Source organism: Spirosoma utsteinense (assembly GCF_014282275.1).
Lineage (GTDB): Bacteria > Bacteroidota > Bacteroidia > Cytophagales > Spirosomataceae > Spirosoma > Spirosoma utsteinense.
Genome location: NZ_VFIA01000013.1, coordinates 106,363 through 124,005, shown reverse-complemented (window position 1 = coordinate 124,005; position 17,643 = coordinate 106,363). Strand labels below are relative to the sequence as shown.

The following is a 17,643-nucleotide window of genomic DNA, read 5'->3' as shown; positions in this document are numbered from 1 at the left end:
TGGTGCAGGCCGTTTAGTTAGTGGCTAAAATGGCTTCCAGATCGGCTGGAGAGTAGTTGACACTTTTGAGGGTTTTGTGATCAGCATCGCGAAAGACCAGGTACTTGCCTTCCGATTCAAGATAATGGCAGGGGACGCCTTTGGCCTGGTACTGGGCCACCGTCGCTTCGGCTTCGGCCACAGTTAAGCAGGCTTTGCTCATGTTGGAGCGTTGTACCTCGTCGAACAGTGCCTTGAACGAATCGCCCAATCCGAATTCGAGAACAGCACCGGAAAGCACATACTGTAAATCGCAGAGGGCATCGGCTACCGCCACCAGATCTCCTTCGGCAATGGCTTCGCGGAACTCATCCAGTTCTTCGGCCAGCAGGGACACGCGCAATTGAGCCCGGGCGTCGGATGGTATTTGGGGTGTTTCCAGAACAGGCGCGTGAAACGTACGGTGGAATTCGGCGACCTGGTTTAGTGAATCGGGTTGTTGCATAGGTGTAAGTAGGGCCGGGGTTGGTAGTTGTAGCCGGTAACTGATTGGAATGAACCGAAAGAAGTTATGATAAAGCCTGCCTGCCGACAGCTTCGTTACGGGGCAAAGGTAATCTTTGGATTTTTTAAACTCTTCATGGCTTGTTCCAGACCATACAGGGTCAACGGAAACATCCGGTCGCCCGACCAGTCACGGATGAGTTTAGTGCTTTGCGTATAGGGCCAGTAGGCCGCTATGTTCGGGTTTAACCAGACCAGGTGCGGGTATTGGGCTTTGAATCGATCGAGCCAGACAATGCCCGCTTCGAGGTTGTAATGTTCGACACTGCCCTTGGGCATCGTGATTTCATAGGGCGACATAGCGGCATCGCCCACAAAAATTACTTTATAATCCTTATTGTATTTGTGGAGCACTTCCCAGGTTGGTACGCGCTCTTTTCGGCGGCTGTTGTCGCGCCAGAGAGTTTCGTACACGCAGTTGTGGAAATACATGAACTCCAGATGCTTGAACTGGTAGCGGGCCGCCGAGAACAGGTGCGAGCATAGTTCGATGTGCTCATCCATCGACCCGCCCACATCGAACAGAATGAGCACTTTGACCCGGTTTTTGCGCGAGGGCTGCATTTTTATGTCCAGGTACCCCGCGTTGCGGCTTGTTCCGTCGATGGTTCCGTCAATGTCCAGCTCATCCTCGATGCCTTCCCGGGTCAGGATACGCAGCCGCCGAAGCGCCATCTTCAGGTTCCGGGTATTGAGTTCAAGGCTGTCGTCGAGGTTTTTGTAGGCTCGCTGCTCCCATATTTTGGCGGCCGTCCGGTTGCCCCGGTCCGGCTGACTTCTATCGCCGGGATTCATCTTGAACCCCTGTTCGTTCGATCCGTTCGTGCCAAACGGCGAGGTGCCACCCGTACCGATCCATTTGTTGCCGCCCTCGTGGCGTTCGTCCTGTTCGTCCAGGAGTTCGCGCAGCCGTTGCCAGAGGGCGTCCAGTCCACCCATAGCCTGCATCGATTCCCGTTCTTCGTCGGTAAGCTGTGTTTCCAGCGCGTCGCGTAACCAGTCGGGGGGGATAGTGGGCAGCGTCTCGGGCGGGGCCGATTGCTTTCCGGCAACATACTCGCCGAAGAGCCGGTCGAAGAGGTCGAGATGCTGTTCGTGCTTGACGAGTGCCGTTTTACTGATGAAATAAAAATCATCGACTGTTGTACCACCCACATCGCTCCGCAAGGCCGCGAGCAGCGTTAAATATTCCGGTAGGGTTACCGGGAGCGCATGCTGGCGAAGGAGTAGAAAGAAGTCGAGGAACATACGTCAGTGCACAATGAGCAGCCAACCTTGATCAGCTAATTGAGAAAAGATGACACTGTCTTTTTGCCAGGCCGTTTGATTTAATGATACGCCGGTCAATAATGGGTACACCGTCAACGGGTGGCTGTTAACTGAATTAGTACGGGCGACCTCCTTTCTTGCGGAGGGCGATCATTAATTCTGTATCCTGCTCGTTTTTCAGGAGTGATCCCAGGTAGGGTGGGAGTTCGTTCAGCGCGTCGAGTTCGTTCAGGTCTTCGTGTGTGACGCCTGCTACCAGCAGCAACCGGATCCAGTCGATGAGTTCGCTGGTCGACGGCTTCTTTTTGAGGGCCTTTACCTCCCGGATACTGTAAAACACCGACATCGACTTGGCCATCAATTCCTGGGCCAGATCCGGAAAATGCACCGTCACGATCTGCTGCATCGTTTCGCGGTCCGGAAAGCGGATGAAGTGGAAAAAGCATCGGCGCAGAAACGCATCCGGCAGTTCTTTTTCGTTGTTGGAGGTAATGATGACGACGGGTCGGTGCCTGGCCGAAATCGTCCGCTGAAGTTCGTAGCAGTAAAATTCCATCCGGTCCAGTTCCTGCAACAGGTCGTTCGGAAATTCGATGTCGGCCTTGTCGATCTCATCGATCAGCAACACCGCCTGCTCCTCCGATTCGAAGGCTTCCCACAGTTTTCCCTTTCGGATGTAGTTCTCCAGATCGCCTACCCGTTCCGAGCCGAACTGCGAATCGCGCAGCCGGGAAACGGCATCGTATTCATACAGACCCTGGTGTGCCGAGGTCGTCGATTTGACATGCCAGGTGTAAAGGGGTTTGCCCAGCGCCTGCGCAATCTCATAAGCCAGTAAGGTTTTACCCGTACCTGGTTCGCCTTTGATCAGAAGCGGTTTTTGTAGCTGTATGGAGGCATTGACCGCTACGCTTAACTCGCGGGTGGCCACATACCTATCGGTTCCTTGAAACGGCACAGTCAGTCGGAGGCTATAAGGTGTATTAAACGCGATATGGTGTAGAATGGGTACCAATGACGGGCTTGCTGCCATCGGAACGCCATTCTACACCATATCGTGATTAACTAGTTTTCGTCTTCTTCGCTCATAAATGAATAAAGCGTCGTATCCAGCGAAAGCGTATTGCCTTTGAAGTCGTGAATGAAACTTTCGATTACCTCATCCGTAATTTCTTCCACGTTCAAACACACGTCCAGGCTGATGCCATAGTCGAAATCAGTATCGACTTCTACGTGTTCCTGCACTTTTACCGTCTCTGTCTCTTCGATTTCCTCGATAATTTCGGTCAGCGCCGTTTCGGCTTCTTCCTCCATTTCGGGTGTGATCTTATAGTTGATTTCGCGATCTTCGGGTGGCACGTAGGTAGGAAAGGTTTTCTGAACCTGGCCTACGGCCATTTCATAGACCAGGCTGCTGTGATGCAGCCGGAGCGTATACACCAGTGCGTCATAAATAACTTCCTGTTCCTCGTAAACGCCCGGAAACTGGATGTGAACGCACTCGCCCGACTCCAGCACGTCCAGATCGTCATCTTCAACATAGACGAATGACTTGCCTTCCTGTCGGCATTCTTCTTTTAACGCGTTGATCTCTTCGGGGTCGAACCCGTCATTTTTGTTAGTTGCCATAGAGCAAAAGTAAGGAGGATTGCTGAATGATGAACGATAAAAGCTGACCTAAAACGAATTCATCATTTGTCCTTCATCAGGCGTTGAACGACTGCTTCGGCCAGGTCGATGGCCGTTTCCATGGGCGTTGGCTCAACGGCATCCAGCGTATCGTCGGGCTGGTGGATACGGGGCATCCGGCCGCGCGCATCCAGCGCACAAAGGGCCAGAACGGGGATATCGTTGCGCACGAACCAGACGCTGTCGAAGTCGGCGGTGTGCCATTCACCCGTCTGCGTCCGGTCCCGGAAAGCGTCGGTTTTGAGTAAGGAGCGGGCTATCCGGGTCGGTTCGTTGGCGTAGCGAAGGGGTTCGAGGGTGCCCGTTTTTTTTATTACCGTCAGTAGTCCCGCCCCCAGCGTATCGAAGTTGATGGCGACGGTGCGGTTGCGTTTCCACTTCCTCTTGTGGGCTTCAACGTAGTAATAAGCACCGATCATACCGGCTTCTTCAGCGCTCGTGAGCACAACTTCAACGGCCAGATTAGGCAGGTTAGCCTGCCGAAGCCGATCGGCGGTAGCCAGCGCGGCCGCTACCCCCGTTGCATTATCACTGGCCCCGTTGGTGTAGCCTTTTAGCCAGTAGCCGAGGGTGCCGGTAATGGCCTGAAGAATGAAATAGGCCATGAGTGCATACCGGAGGTAAGTCAGGTAAGGTAGTCCAATACCAACAGCTTCCAGGGTAGCCGACATAGCCGCCAGCAGCATCAGCACCAGCGAAAGAATCAACGACGCTCGGAAGCCGGCCTGTTGCCTGGGGCTGTAGAGCAGGGAGACCGGTGCCGTGTCGTAGTGTGCCATCAAAATGACTGTCTGTACATTGTTATCCGGCTGGCTGGCTGGCCAGTGGCCGATGACGTTATGGGCGGTGTGCTGCGCGGGAAACTTGATGATGAATGAATACCGCCAGTTGAAGTAAAACCAGGCCATGGCAACAAAGTACCAGACGAAACCGACGGCTACGCCGGTAAGCGGCAGCAGTGCCAGCCCCACCAGCAACCCGCCAGTGAGCCAGTAGACGATGGTGGCATAGGTTTTGGGCGTAGTAAAGGCCTGCGTACGAACCGTAGCGCCCAGATCGGCGAGTTGCGTTTGAAGCAGGCGGGCGGCTTCGGCCCCGGCGGGGGTGGCAGCACCCCGGTGGGGGAATGCGCAAAGCGCCTGAAGGAAGGTATGAGGAGAGAACATGGAGTAGGGGTTACGGGTGGTCAAAATTCCCGCTATCCTGCCTAGTAGCTTTATTGAAAAAATCGTCAATCATGATAACGTTTTCTAAATCCATAATGGTTTAGTGACGGTGATACTACGTTTTAGGCTATGCGAACAACCATTTAAACCCTATAATCTGCACTGCATGGCGAATAAACCCTGATATTGTTTTTCAGGGGCTTCGCTTAACCCGCGCGCGCTCAAGCAAACGTTCATACGGTTCGTTCATGTCTTTGTAAAATGGAATCGCACGTTTTTTCTCCATCGACAGATGGGCTTTAGTGGTTTTAAACCAAACTTCACTCTATTAACCGGTCTGATGTATCCTGAACGGCCACGTCCGGACGAAAATCAACCGTTTTTGCCCGGACGTGGCCGTCCAGGATACATCAGATGGCCAGGATACGGGCCATAACGGAAAATAATACCAAACAGGTTTGCTTACTTGACAAACAGCAGCTCGCGGTACTTGACCAGCGGCCAGTCTTCGTCGTCGACGATCTGTTCGAGCTTATCCACTTCGTACCGGATCGGATCGAAATGGTCCTTGACCTCGGTGGCATACAAACGGGCCATGTCGATGGTGTTGTCGACGTTATTGGCGCGTTTACGGCTTTCGATCATCGACTCGACCCCGCTTTTTATGGCAATGACGCGGGCCGATATTTCGCGCAGGATCGCCTTGATGGGTTCAGCTTCATCGGTCATGCCTAGTTCGACGAGGTTACGGGCGGTTTCGGCCAGCTTGTTCTGGTATTTCAGTGCGGTCGATACCACGTGGTTCATGGCCAGATCGCCCATCACCCGCGACTCGATCTGTACGTTCTTGATGTACTTTTCCAGTTCGATCTCATACCGCGACTCAACTTCGGCGTGGTTCATCACGCCCGTCCGCTCAAACAGCGACAGCGACTCGGGTTTAACAAATACGCCCAGTGCTTCGGGCGAGGATTTGATATTCGACAACCCCCGCTTTTCGGCTTCCTCAACCCACTCGCTGGAGTAGCCGTTGCCTTCAAACAGAATGCGTTTGGAGTGGACGTAGTACTCTTTGAGGATGTCGACAATGGCCAGTTCTTTCTTCTCGCCCCGAGCCAGACGCCCGTCGAGATCACTTTTGAAGTTATTCAGCTGATCGGCCACGATGGCGTTCAGGACGGTCATGGTCGATGCCGAGTTCGCCGAGCTGCCTACCGCCCTGAACTCAAACTTATTACCCGTGAAGGCAAACGGTGAGGTGCGGTTTCGGTCGGTATTGTCGCGCATCAGGCTCGGAATACGCGTCAGACCCAGTTTATAATAAACGTTATCGCCTTTGTTGACCGTAATTTCCGACTTGTTTTCGAGGTCGTTGAGCGCCTGTGTCAGCGACTCTCCCAGGAAAATCGACATGATGGCCGGTGGCGCTTCGTTGGCACCCAGCCGGTACTCGTTGCCCGCCGACGCGATGGTAGCCCGCAGCAGGTCGGCATTGTCGTAAACGGCTTTGACGACGTTGACCAGGAAGCTCAGGAACCGTAGCGTTTCTTTTGGTTTGGAGCTGGGAGCCAGCAAATTCACGCCCGTATTGGTGCCCATCGACCAGTTGTTGTGCTTGCCGGAGCCGTTGATACCCGCGAATGGCTTTTCGTGGAAAAGAACCTTCAGGTTATGGCGCTCGGCAATTTTGTCCATCAAATCGCGCAGTAACGCGTTGTGATCGACTGCCAGGTTAACCTCCTCGAAGGTAGGGGCTACCTCGAACTGACCGGGCGCTACCTCGTTGTGGCGGGTCCGGACGGGCATGCCCAGTTTCATGGCTTCGAACTCGAAATCGACCATGAACGCGTTGACGCGGGGCGGTATCGAACCAAAATAGTGATCGTCCAACTGCTGACCGCGTGCGGGCGAATGGCCGAACACGGTACGGCCCGCCAGAACCAGATCGGGACGAGCATAGAAGAGGGCCCGGTCAACGACAAAGTACTCCTGTTCGGGTCCGAGCGTAGGTGTCACCTTCGTGATGCTCCGGTCGAAATACTGGCAAACGGCCGTAGCTGCCTTGTCGAGCGCATTGAGTGCTTTGAGCAGGGGCGTTTTGTAATCGAGCGCTTCGCCCGTATAGGAGATAAATACCGAAGGAATACACAGTGTTTTACCGCCCGCGCCATTGTCCATCAGGAAAGCGGGCGACGATGGGTCCCATCCCGTATAGCCGCGCGCTTCGAAGGTGTTGCGCAGGCCTCCGTTCGGGAACGACGACGCGTCCGGCTCCTGCTGGACGAGGGCCCCCCCTTTGAATTTTTCGATGGCTTTCCCATCGATGGTAATATCGAAAAAAGCGTCGTGTTTTTCGGCCGTCTCGCCGGTCAGCGGCTGGAACCAGTGGGTATAGTGGGTCGCTCCTTTAGAGGTGGCCCACGATTTCATGGCACCCGCTACTTCGTCGGCGATGCCCCGATCGATCTGACCGTTGGTCTGGATAGCTTCTGTTACTTTCAGGTAGGCTTCGGGCGAGAGCAATGCCCGCATAACCTCACTGTTGAAGGTATTACTGCCGAAAAAATCGGCGACCCGTTCGGCCGGCGCTGCGACCAGCTGGGCCTGACGGCTTTGTGCAATCTCAAGGGCCTTGAACCGAAAATTGGCCATAAACAAGTGCGGTGGTTTAGGATGAAGTAAATTCAACCAAACATACACGCCTTTGACGCTTGTTGCAACCGGCAGCAAAAAAGAAAGCCTCGGCGGGGTTAGTGGCCGGGCAAGTAAATGGTGGAATGATTTGACTCACTTAACTTCTTCAACCTTTTCTATCCGCACGGCTAAAGTTGGGATGGCCGCAAAATTAGGTATCTCTGGTATCTCGTAGACAATCCCCCAAACCCGGTAAGGATACTGCCTGGTCGAATCGATCAGGCGAACCTTGTTCGTTTGTGGATCGATGGTCATGTTGTTTTTCAGGTTCATCTTATTAACCATATCCCATTGGACGCGACAGATAATGGCTCGGTCAAGCTTGTATCCACTCTCTTCAACGAGAATGTCTTTGAATATAAAACCTAAACCACCGTATTCTGCGGGAGCACCATCCAGCCGTTTGACAAACTTTTGGGTGTATCCCTCCCAGCAACATTTCCCGTTCTCACAAGCAGGCAATGGCGGGTCTTTGCTACACCCCACACTCACGCATAGCCACAGCACGCCCATCGCAGCTATACTCCGTAGTTGATTTCGTTTCATGATGTAAGTTGATTTTAGTTTACTTAGTAGCAATCGTAAGTATAATTACTTACGATATCAAGATGTACTTAAACTATTACTCTTAATAAATATAAAATAATAGATACTTATAAATGATCTTATTAGTATATTTTATATATAAGAGCAAGATGATTATAGTTACTGCACCCTAAAAAAAAGCCCGGCTACTCGCGTAGTCGGGCTTTTTTGAACAACCCTGCCAGTGGGCGTAGCCCCTGGTAGTGGTTAATTTACATTCTTTCAACCACTACCAGGGGCTACGCCCACTGGCAGGGTTACTTGAAAACTAGGCCGTTTCCAGCACGTCAGCCGATTTAACGGTTTTGATGATGACAGCAGCTACTTTATACGGATCGGCAGCCGAGTTTGGCCGACGGTCTTCGAGCCAGCCTTTCCAGCCGCGTTCCACCGTAGCGATGGGGATACGGATCGACGCGCCCCGGTCCGAGATACCATAGGAGAACTGATCGATGGATTGGGTCTCGTGCTTGCCCGTCAGGCGCAATTCGTTATCGGCACCGTATACGTCGATATGTGCTTTGATTACCTCAGCAGGGGAGAACGCCTGACAGATGGTATCATACGTTTCTTTGTTACCAGCCGTGCGCAGAGCCGTGTTGGAGAAGTTAGCGTGCATACCTGATCCGTTCCAGTCGGTGTCGCCCAGGGGTTTGCAATGCCAGTTGATCGATACGCCATAGGTTTCGCCAATGCGCTCCAGCAGGTAGCGGGCCACCCAGATCTGGTCACCGGCATCGCGGGCACCTTTCGCAAAAATCTGGAATTCCCACTGTCCCGTAGCTACTTCGGCGTTGATACCCTCAACGTTCAAACCAGCGTCGAGGCAAGCGTCGAGGTGCTCCTCAACGATATCGCGACCGAAGGCATTCTGAGCGCCAACCGAGCAATAGTAAGGACCCTGAGGGCGCGTTGGGAACCCTTCGACCGGGAAGCCCAGGGGCTTGTCTGTTTCGGTATCCCACAGGAAGTACTCCTGCTCAAAACCAAACCAGAAATCATTATCGTCGTCTTCAATCGTGGCACGGCCGTTGGTTACGTGGGGGGTTCCATCGGCGTTCAGCACTTCGCACATAATGAGATAGGCACTCTTGCGCTGCGGATCGGGACAGATATAAACGGGCTTCAGCAAGCAGTCCGACGAGCCACCAGCGGCCTGTTCGGTCGACGAGCCATCGAATGACCACATTGGGCAGTCTTCGAGGTTACCAGAAAAATCAGCTTCGATTTTCGTCTTGGAACGCAGGCTTTGGGTGGGCTTGTAGCCATCGAGCCAAATGTACTCTAACTTAGACTTTGCCATGATTGTACAGGTGGATTTGATCAGATTTGGGTTTGTTTCAATGCGATGAGCAAATATAACGTGGCTTAGCCATAATTTATAGAGGTAGACGGGGTACTACACCGTATTTCTTACTGATTTTATGGAATTATTATAATTTAAATTTGCTGAGTCCAGAAAAAACCATATAATATGTAAAATATCTGTCTGTTTATTTAGCGGACAAACCTGGGCAGATTGCTAAATTGTTAGCAGCATTTGATCGTCATAATAAGATATATTCGCTAAAAAGGCGCGTATTTCTTCACCCGTCAGTTTATAACTTGTCCTTGTTTTTGACCAAGAACGAACGGGTTTTTAGCCTTTCACCTGTCTTGTTTTAGTACCTTGTCGGCGTATATTCCTCTTTTCGATGCAGTCACTTCCCATACACGTCGATGTATTTGCGTTAGCCATCCTACTGGGTGTTGCACAGGGGTTATTTCTAGCTGTGTTTTTTCTGACTGGTTCGCGGGTCCAGACGGTAGCGAACCACTGCCTGGGCTGGTTTATGCTTTCACTTTCGGCGATTAGCGCCGAGATTTTTCTGAACTATACGAACTATACGTTTCGGGTTTTGTGGACGGTTGACTTTTCCGAGCCATTCAATTTCCTTCTGGGGCCGCTGTTCTATTTTTTTGTCTTCAGCCGCATTCGTCACCGACTGCCCCGCTGGTGGGGCATCCATCTGTTGCCGTTTTTGATCTGGCTTGCCAATGCCATAACCTGGCTCTATCAGCCCATCGAGTTCAAATACAACTCATACCTGGACTCGCTGCACCCCGAGTTACCCATGATTCCGGTGCAGCCTTACCTGACAGAAGACTTCACCGGCCTCCGTAATTTTATAAACGAGATGACCATGCTGAGTTGCATCGTTTATGCCGTGCTGGCCCTGCTCATAATCCAGCGGGAAAACAGGCAGCGTAAAGCACGGCAACGGTCTGTAAACCGGGGTGCTTTACAGATTCTGAGTTGGTTATTTGCCACCGTTCCTGTACTGGTTGTTCTCGTAAAATCGCAATATGAAGAGGATCTTGGCGACTACCTGCTGGCTACCTACATCGCGTTGACAATCTACACGACGAGTTTCCTGGTGATGCGGGGTTCCTCATTTTTCGAACTGGAACCCAATTCCCCCCTTCCGGTGCCAGACGAGCCTATGCCGACGTTGGTGGCCGAACCCAAAAAGAAATACGAAAAGTCGTCCTTATCCGAAGAAGTTGAAGATGCCGTGCTGGCGCGACTGACCGACTTACTGGCTACCGAAAAGCTGCACCTGCAAAGTGACCTCTCACTGCCGAAACTGGCCAGTCAGTTGCAAACCAGTCCGCACCACCTCTCGCAGGTGCTCAACAACCGGTTGGGGCAGAATTTTTTCGACTGGCTCGCTACGCACCGAATTACTGAGGCACAACGCCTGCTGCGCGATCCGTTGACCACAAACCTTAAAATCGACGAGATTGCCGAGCGGGTGGGGTACAATTCACCATCGGCCTTTCACACAGCGTTTAAGCGGCTCACGAACCAAACCCCGGCTCAGTTTCGAGAGACCGTCGAGCATCCCGCCGGCCCCCGTAACAGCCCTCAACCCGGCCCGACAGAACCGGATCCGACTTCGTCCCGGTCGGCATGAACTACGAGAACATCGGCAAATAGTGAATTTGGCACGCTTACGTCCACTTTTGGCCCATCAACTAATCGATTGCCTGAATGAAACCGGACCAGCAACCTCACTCAACAATTGTTCAATCGTCCAAACCCGACTTGTCCAACCCGGCTGAGCTAAGCGCCCGACGATATGATCTCGACTGGCTGCGAATTATTGCTATACTAACATTGCTGTTTTACCATACCGGCATGATTTACGTATCGTGGGGCTGGCATATTAAAAGTCCGGAGCACAGTGTGCCGATGGAGGAGGTCATGCGCTGGTTACACCGCTGGCGTATGCCGCTGCTGTTCTTTATCTCCGGTAGCGGGACGTTTTTCGCGCTCCGGAAACGGTCGTTCAGTGGTTACGCCAGCGAGCGCGTTCGGCGGCTGTTTGTGCCACTGGTATTCGGCATGTTCGTTGTTGTGCCGCCCCAGATCTATATCGAATGGCTTTTTCGGGGTCGGTTCAGTGGTAGCTATGCCGAGTTTTACCCCTACGTGTTTGAGTTCAAATCCTATCACGATGGCGGCACCGGGGGGGCGTTTAGCTGGCATCACCTCTGGTTTATCTGTTACCTGTTCTTTTATTCGCTGCTGAGCATACCCGTATTCCGGTGGTTACGAAGCGAGTCCGGGCAGCGGTTCACCGACCGCGTGGGACGGACTATTGCGCGGCCGGGTGGGGCGCTGACGCTGGTTGGCCTGCTTATCGTGAACGATCTGGCGCTGGGTGGCTTCTTCCCCAACGAAACCCATGCACTCATCAATGACTGGGCCTATTTTGTTCATAACCTGTTGCTGTTCTGGCTGGGTTATGTGCTCACTAGCCGCCGGGTATTCTGGCAGACCCTGGCCGATCAGCGACGAATCTTTCTGTTTGCCACACTCGTCTGCACTATTATTCTGTACACCGCACGGGCTGTTTTAGGTGGCCAGGCTATCGACGATTCAGCGCTGTTAAGGACCCTGTACAGTTTCAATAGTCTTTGCCTGACCTGGTTTTCGGTGCTGATGACGGTTGGCTACGGCTATCGTTACCTCAACATCAACAAACCGATCCTCAAACACCTCAACGAAGCCGTTTACCCGTTTTATATCCTGCACCAGACGGTAATCATCCTCATTGGCTATTATGTTTTGACAGAAACAGGCCTGGGTGTTTATGATGGATTTGTGGTCGTAAGTCTTTCGTCATTAGTGGTTTGCGTAGGTATCTACCTGGTAATGATCCGGCCTTTCCGGTTGACACGGGTATTGTTTGGTATGAAATGACGTGCTCCAAACTTACTGTGAAGGCTCATTGACTAGCGGGGAGCTTACTTTTCAGGTCGGGCTTCAAGTGCTGTCAACAGGCCAGTGCCCTCAGCGCATGCTTACAGGACGAACAAGCTTATTCAACTTGTCCAGAAGACGTAATTGTTGAAGTCCGTCCTGTGGGTTAGACAACGTTTCCAGTTCAGCCAATAAGTCGTCATGACCGGCCAGCATCGCCGGTAATTTATCTTTTGTTACCCTGAATACGCCACCTGTTTGCATATCCAGAACAATGCAATCCTTATAATTAGCCGCCAGGGCTCCAACCAGACCGAAAGAGGCACCGGCTATTTCGCCTGAGGTTATGTAGTTGTCAATCCAGACCAGATAACGGCCAACGCTTTTTACTCTGACATACCGTTGGGTAAGGCCACCACTCTGATAGGATCTTCTACTAATGAAAAGATCTTTGCCATCACAAAAGCCAAAAAAACGGTTTCTGGCGTTGGAACCCGACGGTTTCCGTAGTTCGGCGAAGTCGTTTTTCTCCCTGATCACCAGGTTGCCGGTCAATGAAGGACGGTTTTGTCGTAGTTCGCTGAAGCTTTGATAAACACCAAGCCTGAGTTGGCTACAACGCAGTAAATTGTCCTCATCGGTTCTAATGCTATCATAAGCAAATTGCCCAAGCCCCAGCTCCCGGGCGGCCTGTGCAGATTCTAACGCGAAATCGCTATAGATGGACAGTGTGGTAGCAGGATTTGTCAGGTAGTCATTGAACTTGAGGAGGGCTATCGCCAGGCCCTGTTTGAGCACTTCCACTACGGTTTTAGAGCTAATCTCGACAATGATATCGGCTTTGTAGACCGGTAAGCCCTGCGGGTTATCATTGACAGGAACTGCAGCGCCGGTAGGATTCTGTAAGGTCGCTCCGTGTGTAAAGAACAGAACTGCGAGCTCGAAATGAGTAGTTTCGGGTGTGCCGGTAAGGGCGAACTCCTGAACAACAAGCGTATAGTTGGGGAGCTTTTTATCGGAATCAATTAATGAGCTACAAATGAAATGATTCAATGTGGGCTGAAAGCCTTCTTTGAAGCGCAGTTCGGTGGTTTTGCCGGATGGGTGCTGCCAGGTTCCAAAGAGGTTCGTCGTATCGAGCCGGGTACTGACTACGGAGTCAATGGTAAACAGACACCTTCGGGGGCTCATAGTCAAGTCCGTCCGTAAGGTAAAGTTCATGGTGGCAGGCGTCTGCGCAATGGCTAACTTAACACTGATCAATAAAAAAGTAAGAAGAGTACAGATACGGTTCATAAATGAAAGTTTGTAAGCGCAGTCGAAGTGGTGATGAATAAAAACATTGCACTGGCATACCAGGGAGCAGTCTGCCCGTTTTCTCCTCTTCGTGTTTTGGGCGGTGCTCATTAGTAGTACCTTGGTCGACAATAGTAATGAAACAGTTCAGGAATTCAAAGTATGGCCATATGGGGATAGCCGAACGCACAAATGAACTAAGTGCCGTTATCATTTGCCCATCTTGGCACCATCCGCTACTTTTGACTACGACTATAGACTTAAGACAAAATGACTGCTCTCCGTACCGACTGGACACGCGCCGAAATTGCCGATATATATAATTCACCCGTACTCGATCTGATGTACCGGGCTGCCACCGTTCACCGGGAGAACCATGACCCGCAGGAAGTACAAGTCTGTACGTTGCTGTCGGTCAAAACGGGTGGTTGCCCCGAAGACTGTGCCTACTGTCCGCAGGCAGCTCGTTACCACACAGCCGTGAAAGTACACAAGCTGATGGAAGTCGACGAAGTGCTGACGGCTGCGCAACGGGCAAAAGACACGGGTAGCACGCGTTTCTGCATGGGGGCGGCCTGGCGCGAAGTGCGCGACAACAGTGATTTCGACAAGGTGCTCGACATGGTGCAGGGCGTCAACGAGATGGGTCTCGAAGTGTGCTGCACACTCGGGATGCTTTCCGAAACGCAGGCTCAAAAACTCAAGGATGCCGGTCTGTACGCTTACAACCACAACCTCGATACCAGCGAAGAATTTTACGGCGACATCATTAGCACCCGCACCTACGACGACCGTCTGGACACGCTGGGCCACGCCCGTAAAGCCGGAATTTCGGTTTGCTCGGGTGGTATTATCGGTATGGGCGAATCAGATACCGACCGTATCGGTATGTTACATACCCTGGCGACGTTGCCCCAACACCCGGAGTCGGTGCCAGTCAACGCGCTTGTGCCGGTTGAAGGAACCCCGTTGGAGGACCAGCCGCGGGTATCGGTCTGGGAGATGATCCGAATGATTGCAACGGCTCGCATCATCATGCCCAAAGCTATGGTACGCCTGTCGGCGGGCCGGGTGCGGATGAACACCGAAGAGCAGGCATTATGCTTTCTGGCCGGTGCCAACTCGATCTTTGCCGGTGACAAGCTCCTGACCACGCCCAACCCCGGCGAAGACCTCGACCAACAGTTATTCCAGACACTCAACATCCGGCCCCGCAAAGCGTTCAAGGATGTGTCTCAACCCGCCGTTGTGTTCGAACAGATTCCCGTGTAGCGTGTAGCCTGGTATCCTGGACGGCCACGTCCGGGTATGAAGTACTGTTTCTTACCCGGACGTGGCCGTCCAGGATACAACCGGCCAGCCCGGCCAGGCTAATTACCCATGTTACATCCTAACCTATGCTAACACGACAACGACTATTTGGTGGAATTGCACTTGCCCTACTGGTAACCGCTGCATCTGGACAGGGGCAACTGACCTCCGCCACGTCGGGTAACCCCATCGTTAAAGGGTGGTATGCCGACCCCGAAGGAGTGATCTTTGATAAACAATACTGGATATACCCCACTTACTCGGCTCCTTATAATGAACAGGTGAAGCTGGATGCCTTCTCGTCACCGGATCTGGTCAACTGGACCAAACACGAGCAGATCATCGATACCACGGCGGTTCGCTGGGTAAAACGGGCATTATGGGCACCCGCCATCGTTGAGAAGGGGGGTAAGTATTTTCTGTTTTTCGGAGCCAATGACATCCATGACGACAAGAAAGAAGTGGGGGGTATTGGTGTAGCCGTAGCCGACAACCCCGCTGGCCCATTTCGGGACTATTTAGGCAAACCGCTGGTTGGCCAGATCCATAATAAAGCGCAGCCCATCGATCAGTTCGTTTTTAAGGATAAGGATGGTGCTTATTACCTGATCTACGGCGGATGGGGCCACTGTAACATTGCCCGCCTGAATGACGATTTTACCGGGTTCATTCCCTTTGCCGATGGCACTATCTTCCGGGAGGTGACGCCCAAAGGCTATGTAGAAGGACCGGTGATGTTCGTTCGTAACGGCAAGTATTACTTTATGTGGTCGGAGGGAGGCTGGACAGGCCCTGATTATTCGGTAGCGTACGCTGTAGCGTCATCGCCATTCGGGCCGTTTGAACGAGTGGGTAAGATTTTGCAACAGGACCCGGCCGTTGCAACGGGTGCCGGTCACCACTCGGTTATTCAAATTCCCGGAACCGACGAATGGTATATTGTCTACCACCGTCGACCCCTGACGGAAACCGATGGGAACCACCGTGAAACCTGCATCGACCGGATGGCGTTCGATGCCCAGGGTACTATTCTGCCCGTAAAAATCACAAAAGAAGGCGTTCAGGCAAGGGTGCTGAAGTAACCGCTTTAAGCGGAGACTGGTTGGTTAACGATCAGCTTTGCCAAAGTTCTAAACTTTGGCAAAGCTGATCGTTAACCAATCACCCCACCCGCCAGCAACCGGTGTCCCGCCGAAACCGGGAGCAGTTTGCCATGATCATCCAGCAAGCCCATCTGCAGGAGCCAGGCCTCGAACTCAGGAGCCGGGCGGAGTTTAAGCACGTCGCGGATATACAGCGCATCGTGGAAACTGGTGCTCTGGTAATGGAGCATGACATCGTCGGCACCCGGAATGCCCATAATGAATGTGACCCCGCCCACCCCTAGCAGCGTCAGTAAGGTATCCATATCGTCCTGATCGGCTTCGGCGTGGTTGGTGTAACAAACGTCGACGCCCATTGGTAAGCCCAAGAGCTTTCCACAGCAGTGATCTTCCAGACCTGCCCGGATGATCTGTTTGCCATTATAGAGGTATTCCGGGCCAATAAACCCTACCACAGAGTTCACCAGTAGCGGTTCAAACGCCCGCGCCACCGCATACGCCCGGACCTCGGCCGTTTGCTGATCCAGCCCGTGGTGGGCATTGGCCGAGAGGGCGCTACCCTGTCCAGTTTCAAAATACATTACGTTCTCACCCACCGTACCTCGTTTTAGCGACCGGGCGGCCTCCCAGCCTTCGCGCAGGAGCGCCAGGTTTATACCAAAGGAAGCATTGACGGCCTCTGTACCACCAATACTTTGAAACGCCAGATCGACAGGTGCACCCTGTTCAATGGCCTGAATGGTCGTGGTCAGGTGGCTCAGTACACACGATTGCGTCGGTATGGCAAATCGCTGACGTACAGCGTCAATCATCTCCAGCAGTTGCACCGTCGTTTGTACATGGTCGGTGGCGGGGTTGATCCCAATAACAGCATCCCCGGCGCCATAAAGCAAACCATCGACCAGACTCGCGGCAATGCCCCGCACATCGTCGGTGGGGTGGTTGGGTTGCAGTCGGGTGCTCAACCGGCCGCGCAGACCGATCGTGTTTCGGAACCTGGTAACCACTTCACATTTTGCCGATACGGTGATCAGATCCTGGTTCCGCATCAGTTTCGAGACAGCTGCCACCAGTTCGGGCGTCAGGCCGGGGCTCAATCGGGTTAGCGTGGCTGTCGTTGTCGAGTCGGCCAGCAGAAAATCGCGGAAACCGCCAACGGTCAGGTGCCGAATGAGAGCGAAAGCCGTTGCGTTGTGGGTGTCGATGATAAGCCGCGTAACCTCATCCGTTTCGTAAGGAACTACCGCTTCGTTAAGAAACGTAGTTACCGGCAGTTCGGCCAGGGCCATCTGAGCGGCCACGCGCTCCTCCGCCGATTGCGTAGCCACACCCGCCAGCTGATCGCCCGAACGCAGGGGAGTGGCGCGGGCAAGCAACGTTTTGAGGTCGTCAAACACGTAATTCGTCTGATGAACAGTGTGGCGATACGGCATGAAAGAGACAGGAATCGATGAGACTGGTAAAGATACGAAGCCCGGCCAATGGTCAATATCCAATTTAATGCCGTACCTTTCCGGTGAAATAAAAATGAAACAATACTAAATTACGCTTTAGTTATGGGAAGAGGAGACATTAAAACACGCAGAGGTAAGATTTCGGCAGGGTCCCATGGAAAGACACGTCCCCGCACGTCGAGTAAACTTACAATTCCAGCGGCAACGCCCACTGCTCCGGCGACTACCGAAGAAAAAGCATAAATAACAGGTGCTTATAGAAAGAGGGTTGACAATGACGACAG

Annotated in this window: 16 protein-coding genes; 6 read left to right on the top strand and 10 right to left on the bottom strand. The window is 52.7% G+C overall.

Going from position 1 to position 17,643, the window contains the following annotated elements; genetic code table 11:
* Positions 1-13: 13 nt before the first annotated feature.
* The 8 genes from FH603_RS12575 to FH603_RS12540 form a co-directional block, all read right to left on the bottom strand.
* Positions 14-484, bottom strand: coding sequence for a pyrophosphohydrolase domain-containing protein (locus tag FH603_RS12575; RefSeq protein ID WP_186737873.1), 471 nt, complete (start codon positions 482-484; stop codon positions 14-16).
* A gap of 95 nt (positions 485-579) precedes the next feature.
* Positions 580-1,791 carry a vWA domain-containing protein gene (locus FH603_RS12570; protein WP_186737872.1) on the bottom strand — a complete coding sequence of 404 codons (1,212 nt, stop codon included), beginning with the start codon at positions 1,789-1,791 and terminating at the stop codon, positions 580-582.
* Between the two features lie 136 nt (positions 1,792-1,927).
* Positions 1,928-2,770 carry an AAA family ATPase gene (locus FH603_RS12565; RefSeq protein ID WP_317171234.1) on the bottom strand — a complete coding sequence of 281 codons (843 nt, stop codon included), beginning with the start codon at positions 2,768-2,770 and terminating at the stop codon, positions 1,928-1,930.
* Positions 2,771-2,877: 107 nt separating this feature from the next.
* Entirely contained in the window at positions 2,878-3,441 is a 564-nt protein-coding gene (locus tag FH603_RS12560) for a hypothetical protein (RefSeq protein ID WP_186737870.1), read from the bottom strand.
* Between the two features lie 62 nt (positions 3,442-3,503).
* Entirely contained in the window at positions 3,504-4,667 is a 1,164-nt protein-coding gene (locus tag FH603_RS12555) for a M28 family metallopeptidase (RefSeq protein WP_186737869.1), read from the bottom strand.
* A gap of 462 nt (positions 4,668-5,129) precedes the next feature.
* A complete protein-coding gene (locus FH603_RS12550; RefSeq protein WP_186737868.1) occupies positions 5,130-7,319 on the bottom strand; it encodes a glutamine synthetase III family protein in 2,190 nt (729 codons plus the stop codon).
* A gap of 135 nt (positions 7,320-7,454) precedes the next feature.
* The gene (locus FH603_RS12545; RefSeq protein ID WP_186737867.1) at positions 7,455-7,907 is read right to left on the bottom strand and encodes a hypothetical protein; all 453 of its coding nucleotides are present in this window, start codon (positions 7,905-7,907) and stop codon (positions 7,455-7,457) included.
* A gap of 307 nt (positions 7,908-8,214) precedes the next feature.
* On the bottom strand, positions 8,215-9,249 hold the full coding sequence (locus FH603_RS12540) for a glutamine synthetase beta-grasp domain-containing protein (RefSeq protein ID WP_186737866.1): 1,035 nt from the start codon (positions 9,247-9,249) through the stop codon (positions 8,215-8,217).
* A gap of 391 nt (positions 9,250-9,640) precedes the next feature.
* Here FH603_RS12540 and FH603_RS12535 point away from each other — a divergent pair, with 391 nt between their 5' ends.
* Complete coding sequence (locus FH603_RS12535; RefSeq protein WP_186737865.1) at positions 9,641-10,903, top strand: helix-turn-helix domain-containing protein; 1,263 nt, start codon at positions 9,641-9,643, stop codon at positions 10,901-10,903.
* A 77-nt stretch (positions 10,904-10,980) separates the two neighbouring features.
* On the top strand, positions 10,981-12,195 hold the full coding sequence (locus FH603_RS12530) for an acyltransferase family protein (protein WP_186737864.1): 1,215 nt from the start codon (positions 10,981-10,983) through the stop codon (positions 12,193-12,195).
* A 90-nt stretch (positions 12,196-12,285) separates the two neighbouring features.
* Here FH603_RS12530 and FH603_RS12525 read toward each other — a convergent pair whose 3' ends face one another.
* Positions 12,286-13,248, bottom strand: coding sequence for a hypothetical protein (locus tag FH603_RS12525; protein ID WP_186737863.1), 963 nt, complete (start codon positions 13,246-13,248; stop codon positions 12,286-12,288).
* Here FH603_RS12525 and FH603_RS12520 point away from each other — a divergent pair.
* The 3 genes from FH603_RS12520 to FH603_RS12510 all read left to right on the top strand — a co-directional run bounded on the left by FH603_RS12520 (position 13,240) and on the right by FH603_RS12510 (position 15,884).
* Positions 13,240-13,404: a hypothetical protein gene (locus FH603_RS12520; RefSeq protein WP_186737862.1), complete on the top strand. Its 165-nt coding sequence runs from the start codon at positions 13,240-13,242 to the stop codon at positions 13,402-13,404. The genes FH603_RS12525 and FH603_RS12520 overlap by 9 nt on opposite strands.
* A 357-nt stretch (positions 13,405-13,761) precedes the next feature.
* A complete protein-coding gene (bioB, locus tag FH603_RS12515; protein ID WP_186737861.1) occupies positions 13,762-14,763 on the top strand; it encodes a biotin synthase BioB in 1,002 nt (333 codons plus the stop codon).
* 125 nt (positions 14,764-14,888) lie between these two features.
* Positions 14,889-15,884 (top strand): glycoside hydrolase family 43 protein, encoded by a 996-nt coding sequence (locus FH603_RS12510; RefSeq protein WP_186737860.1) that lies wholly within the window; start codon positions 14,889-14,891, stop codon positions 15,882-15,884.
* A 71-nt stretch (positions 15,885-15,955) separates the two neighbouring features.
* Here the strand turns inward: FH603_RS12510 and FH603_RS12505 are convergent, their stop codons facing one another.
* Positions 15,956-17,338 (bottom strand): ethanolamine ammonia-lyase subunit EutB, encoded by a 1,383-nt coding sequence (locus FH603_RS12505; RefSeq protein ID WP_186737859.1) that lies wholly within the window; start codon positions 17,336-17,338, stop codon positions 15,956-15,958.
* A gap of 123 nt (positions 17,339-17,461) precedes the next feature.
* Here FH603_RS12505 and FH603_RS12500 point away from each other — a divergent pair, with 123 nt between their 5' ends.
* The gene (locus FH603_RS12500; RefSeq protein ID WP_186737858.1) at positions 17,462-17,602 is read left to right on the top strand and encodes a 30S ribosomal protein THX; all 141 of its coding nucleotides are present in this window, start codon (positions 17,462-17,464) and stop codon (positions 17,600-17,602) included.
* Positions 17,603-17,643: the final 41 nt, after the last annotated feature.